This is a genomic window from Mesorhizobium sp., assembly GCF_004962925.1.
Lineage (GTDB): Bacteria > Pseudomonadota > Alphaproteobacteria > Rhizobiales > Rhizobiaceae > Mesorhizobium.
The window spans coordinates 2,162-7,457 of record NZ_SUEO01000271.1 but is presented as its reverse complement, the minus strand read 5'-3'; the positions used below and the strand labels follow the sequence as shown (position 1 = coordinate 7,457).

The 5,296-nt window shown below is 60.2% G+C and carries 5 protein-coding genes, 1 tRNA gene and 1 pseudogene; 4 read left to right on the top strand and 3 right to left on the bottom strand.

The window, feature by feature from the left end; genetic code table 11:
- The 3 genes from E5W87_RS32145 to E5W87_RS32135 all read right to left on the bottom strand — a co-directional run.
- Positions 1–202: dTMP kinase (locus tag E5W87_RS32145; protein ID WP_292407003.1), on the bottom strand; the 202-nt coding region annotated here is incomplete at its 3' end.
- Positions 203–273: 71 nt separating this feature from the next.
- Entirely contained in the window at positions 274–1,440 is a 1,167-nt protein-coding gene (locus E5W87_RS32140; protein WP_292406999.1) for a D-alanyl-D-alanine carboxypeptidase family protein, read from the bottom strand.
- Positions 1,441–1,551: 111 nt separating this feature from the next.
- Entirely contained in the window at positions 1,552–2,784 is a 1,233-nt protein-coding gene (locus tag E5W87_RS32135; protein ID WP_292406996.1) for a septal ring lytic transglycosylase RlpA family protein, read from the bottom strand.
- 417 nt (positions 2,785–3,201) lie between these two features.
- On the opposite strand from E5W87_RS32135, the gene E5W87_RS32130 reads away from it, so the two are divergent.
- The 4 genes and pseudogenes from E5W87_RS32130 to E5W87_RS32115 all read left to right on the top strand — a co-directional run.
- A tRNA-Ser gene (locus E5W87_RS32130) sits at positions 3,202–3,291 on the top strand.
- A gap of 372 nt (positions 3,292–3,663) precedes the next feature.
- On the top strand, positions 3,664–3,888 hold the full coding sequence (locus E5W87_RS32125; RefSeq protein WP_292406993.1) for a hypothetical protein: 225 nt from the start codon (positions 3,664–3,666) through the stop codon (positions 3,886–3,888).
- Positions 3,889–4,542: 654 nt separating this feature from the next.
- Positions 4,543–4,770 carry a hypothetical protein gene (locus tag E5W87_RS32120; protein WP_292406988.1) on the top strand — a complete coding sequence of 76 codons (228 nt, stop codon included), beginning with the start codon at positions 4,543–4,545 and terminating at the stop codon, positions 4,768–4,770.
- 216 nt (positions 4,771–4,986) lie between these two features.
- Positions 4,987–5,296 (top strand): annotated as a pseudogene (locus tag E5W87_RS32115) (hypothetical protein); the annotation flags it as partial.

Below are 5,296 nucleotides of genomic sequence, written 5' to 3'. Positions count from 1 at the left end.
CTTCCATCCTGGGGCCGAATGGCTCGGCAGCGCCGGAAAGCAGGACATGCCTGACCGCCTCTGCGCCCGGCGAGCCGCCCGGCTCACGCGTGACAAGGACATCGTATTTCTTGGCGCGCATCTTGCTAGCCAGCCGCTCGATTTGCGTCGACTTGCCTGCCCCTTCTCCGCCTTCGAAGGTGATGAAAAATCCGTGCACCAATCAAAAAGCCTTCTTCCACACTGCGGGAACCGTAATAGTCCCGGTCAGAAAAAAGGTCCACCGCAACGGTGCTAACGCAGCCAGCCGACGGCCAGTTCCTTGACGGCATCGAGCGCGCGTCGCGGCAGCGAGCCCACGCCAACTGACTCGGCCGCGAAAAGAGGCGTCTCCTGGCTCAGCGTATCACCGATCCAGACCTGCAGTGCACCCACCGGCTGCCCCTCCTCCACGGGCGCTGCAACCGGTCCGTCATAAACGATCTTGGCGGTTAGTTTGTCGCGGTTGGCGACGGGCAGGAAGATATCCACCGGCCCCTTTGCCTTCAGCGCCACGCCGGATTTCGCACCGCCGAAAACCTGGGCTTCGCCGACCACTTCGTCCTTGCCGAAAATCTCCGTCTTCTGGAAGGCGCGAACGCCCCAGTCGAGCAGCTTTCGCGCCTCCTCGGCGCGCTCGCGGTCGCTTTTCAGTCCGCTCATCGCCGCGATGATGCGTGCGCCATTGTGGCTGACCGAGCCAACGATGCCGAAGCCGGACGCCTCGCTCATGCCGACCGCCAGGCCGTCCGCGCCGATGTCCATAGCCAGCAGCGGATTGCGGTTCCTCTGGGTGATCTTGTTCCAGGTGAAATCCTTCTGACCGTAGTAGCGATAGAGATCCGGGTACTCGCGCCAGATATGCAGGGCCAGAAGCGCAAGCTCCCGAACCGTCGTTTGCTGGCCTTCGGCCGGCAGACCGGTGGAATTGACGAATGTCGATTTCGCGAGGCCAATCTGCCTTGCGCGGTCGGTCATCTCAGTCGCGAAATTCGCCTCGGATCCGGCGAAGCCTTCGGCGATGATGATGCAGCCGTCATTGGCTGCCTGCACCGTCACGCCCTGGATCAGGTCTTCAAGCCGGATCGTCGATTTGAGCTTGGCAAACATCGTCGACGTTCCGGATGGCGCGCCGCCCGTGCGCCATGCGTTCTCACTCACCACGAATGTGTCGTCGAGCGTCACGCGCCCCGACTTGATGGCGTTGAAAACCACCTCCATCGTCATCAGCTTGCCCAGTGACGCCGGCGGCATCGGCTTGTCGGCGTCCTTGGAGAACAGCACCGTTCCGGTTTCGGCATCAATCATGAAGGCCTGTGCGGCCTTGGTCTCGAAAAGCTGCGCCGCGGCTGGGGCCAGCGAAAGCAGCAGCAGGCCAAAACCCAGGAGCCCGGCGACAGGCGCGGCGAAGCGAAATTTCATGAGAGGTTCGACCTGTCAGCCGGCATTGGGCAAGCTCTACAAGCTATCAGGCTTTGTCCCGGCGGATCAACCGCGCCACGCGCAACTGGGCAAAACTTCAGGTTTTGCCGGTCAGTTCCGAACCACAAGCGCGTCCGGTGCGCCATGTGACCATGCCGCCTGCAGCATCTCGTCCAGGCTGCCATGGCCGTCCGGATAGAGATTGACCGAATACCAGTCCTTGCCTTCGAATTCAGAGCGCTGGATTTCGGCCTTGCCGAAGCCGGAAAGCTGGGTTGCCACACGCTGCGCCTCGGCAGCCTCCTCAAACGAACCCGCCGCGATATAGTCCGTGGGGGAACCGGTCGAAGGCGCTTGCCGCTTCCACGATTGAAGGATTTCGGCGGGCGACATGCCGGCGCCATCCAGCGCGGCAAAGACATTGGTGGCACGCTGCACGCGTTCGTCTGCATAAGACAGCGACGCCACGGTGAACGGCGATTGCGCCGGCAGATTGATTTCCGGACGCTCCGGCACGATCGGCCCGAAATCGGGCAGCGCCACATTACCAGCGGCCGGCGTCTGCGCCGACATGACAGGCTGTGTCGATGCGGACTCCGTCAACTGGCCGGGAAATGGAGCGGCGGCAGCGCCCAATGCGGTGCTCGGCGATGGTCCATTCATGGCGATCATGACACCGGTGGGCAAGCCGTCCGACGAATCCGGCGCCCTGTTGCCGGGATGGTAGGAGGCCATCAGATACTGATCGTCACTGCCGTCAAGCGGCGCACGGCCGACATATTCGACCTTCACCTTTGCCGTGCCGATGTTTGCATAGTCGAGCATTTCGGCGGCACGTTTCGACACATCGATGATGCGCCCGTCATGATAAGGTCCGCGGTCGTTGACGCGCACGATGACCGAACTGCCGGTCTTCATATTGGTGACCCGCGCATAGCTCGGCAGCGGCATGGTCGGATGCGCGCCGGTCAGATGCGTCATGTCATAGACTTCGCCGTTGGCGGTCAGCCGGCCGTGGAAGGCGTCGCCATACCAGGAGGCGAGGCCCACCTTAGCGTAGCGCTTGTCTTCCTTCGGATAATACCACTTGCCGCGCACCTGATAGGGCTTGCCCAACTGGTCGCGCCCGCCGCCACGCTGCAAGCCGGACTTCTTGAAGGTAACGCGCGGGCTGGCTTTTACGCCATATTCGGATTCGGCAAAATATTCCTTGGAGCGAGGCTTCTTGTTGACCATCGCCTTCGGCTGTGGTGGCGCGGCGCAAGCCGCCAGCAAGGCCGCCGACAGGGCAAACAACGCAAAAGCGGAAGCGCGACGGAGATGCGGGCGCGCCGTGCTCTGCATGTTTCGATTGTCCCCTCTCAACAAAGGCACCGCAACTTGTTCGTCGGCAGGGCTAAAAACCCCTCGACAAATGCCAGCGCCACCTTGATTCGCAATCCCTTGTGCACAGGAATTGCTTATCACCGTATTAACCGATTGTGGTCGGAACCGGGCGAGATTGTGGCACAAACCGTCCGGCGATCGCCATGAAAAACCACGGCTTTTCGACCTTCGGAGCAGAGCGCTGTTCGTCCTGCTTCAGCCCCGCCGTCAAGCGTCCATGCTTCGCCGTCGGCAGGAACGGGCCACGGCCGGTTGACAGGACTTCATTGGGCGCACTAGAGCAATGAAGCGCGAACGATCTCAGGGTGGCGCAGCAGTGCCAACAGGTACAAGTTAAGATTAGGACGAGCATCCAAGTGATTGAAAAATCACGATGGAGGGATGGCCGAGCGGTTTAAGGCACCGGTCTTGAAAACCGGCGTGGGTGCAAGCCCACCGTGGGTTCGAATCCCACTCCCTCCGCCAGATGCCATTGATCGCATCGCCGGCATGTCGCGTGCGGATCTGCGACGTCGGTCACTGTATCGGCCATCAGACTCCCTCCTCGTCGTGACGAACCGTGTTCGTTCGAATGATGCTTTTCCGTTGCCTTGAGGGCAAGCTTTTGATCAGCCAGCACAGCGCCTCCTCTTAAGCTCGCTGGTGGTCAAGGCCCGGCAGCCTGCTGATGGTCACCCCCCAATGGGGCTGCCGGGCCGCTCGAATTTGCGCAACGGACTGCGCGGAACTTCATGACCCGGCTTAAAAGCGGGTCGATTGAATGTCGACTTTTGCCGTAAAAAGTTGCGGGCCGGAACGCTTGCTCGTCTCAAGGGTTGGGATGCAGGAGGTGCAGGCGTGGCCGAGAAGCCGTCTATCGCCGAAATGTTACGACGAACCTCTGACCAACTGAAGAGGATCCGGAAACGCGTCGCCAATGGCGGTCACGTGGATCAGATGCAAGAGGTTGATGCCTTGGTGGGCCTCGCTAAAGAAATGGCCGACCGGCAACTGGCCGGGTTAGAAAGGCCGGCAGATGAAAACGATGGCTCTGTGCAAGAAGGTGACGATGCAAAGGACTGAGCGTCGTCGACCGCCTCCTGACATTTCGCGATCACGAAATTATTTGAATTACCAAGTTCGGTACTATTCAACGGCGGCGGACTCCAAACCACCTGGCCGCGCCCATCAAGCGTTCCCCACGCCCCCAAGCGCCGCCAGCCATCCGATGCTGCAACTATTGCGAGTTAGCGAAACGGACGGGAGTGGGTAGGCTGGGACGCGACCGGTATGTAGAAGACCCGCCGCCACGTTTGCGGAGCGACGGGCCTCCACCCCATTCCCCATACCTGACCGTGCAATTGCGGTGCCAGATGCATTGACCCATTGCGGGGCACATTATGGCTTCTACACAGCGGAATTATTGCCACGTACTTCGTTCGCATGTTTCGATATCATTAGCTTGAGCGCATGTATTCGCCAGCCAGGCGAGCACCCTTAAGGCTCGCTGGTCAGGCCCAGCGGCCTCCAGCTGCCAGTCCCCCCGCAACCAAGCCGCTGGGCCGTCCCCGCTAGAGCGAAGCGCGTTGTCTCGCATTTAGCGACATTGTGACCAAGGCCTCGCGCGCACCACTCAAATGAATGGCAATTTTCTGTCTGAATGCGTTTACGGTCCATTTTCTGGGACCACGCATTGTGTCGTGTGGACACAGTAACTCCCCTTTTAAAGGCGTCGAGATGCTACGAGCACCGCAAAGCCAGTTCCTAAGACCTGAAGATCGGGCGATCTGCCAGCGGGTGGTCGACCAGATAGCCGCCGACGCTAAATGGTACAGCACCTCGATAGACGGTCAGATTCTGGCGTCGACCACGCTGACTCTCTTTCAATCCGGGGTCGTCAATGAAGCGAATTTGCTGGCACATGTTCGCGCGCGCCGCCACGACTTTACTAAGCTGACCGGCTAGCCGCTATTCTCCAAAGCCGGAAACCTCCGAATCCTGGATAGGTTTCGGGTCACAGACCGGGTCAAGCCGGAAAGGCGGATCGGGTAAACTTGCGTTACCGCCGATCAAATCCAAACCCATGTGGTTTGAATTTGATCGCAACGGTCTGCAGGAATAAAGGTGGCCATCTGCCGAAACGATGTCTCAGGACCGGAGCGCGAAAGTCACCCCGACGCGATGACCACGACGATTGAAGACATATACCGGTCGCTGGCGTTAACGGCGCGGTTTCTTGTCCAATGCTGGCCGCAGCTATTGCTTGTCGGCTGCCTCGGTATGATCGCTCGTGATCTGCTGCTTCAGGGCGCCGTGACGATCGGCCTCCGGTTCCCGCTAGGCGGAATGGTCATGCTGTCGCTGGTGATTCTCGCCAAGCTGACGGTGCTGGTCGTGATGTTCGTGGTGCTCCGGCCGCAAATGCCGGCGGTGGCGGCACTGAGACAAAAAGCGAAAAAGGAAGCAGACCAAACAAAACGCGAGCCGATCC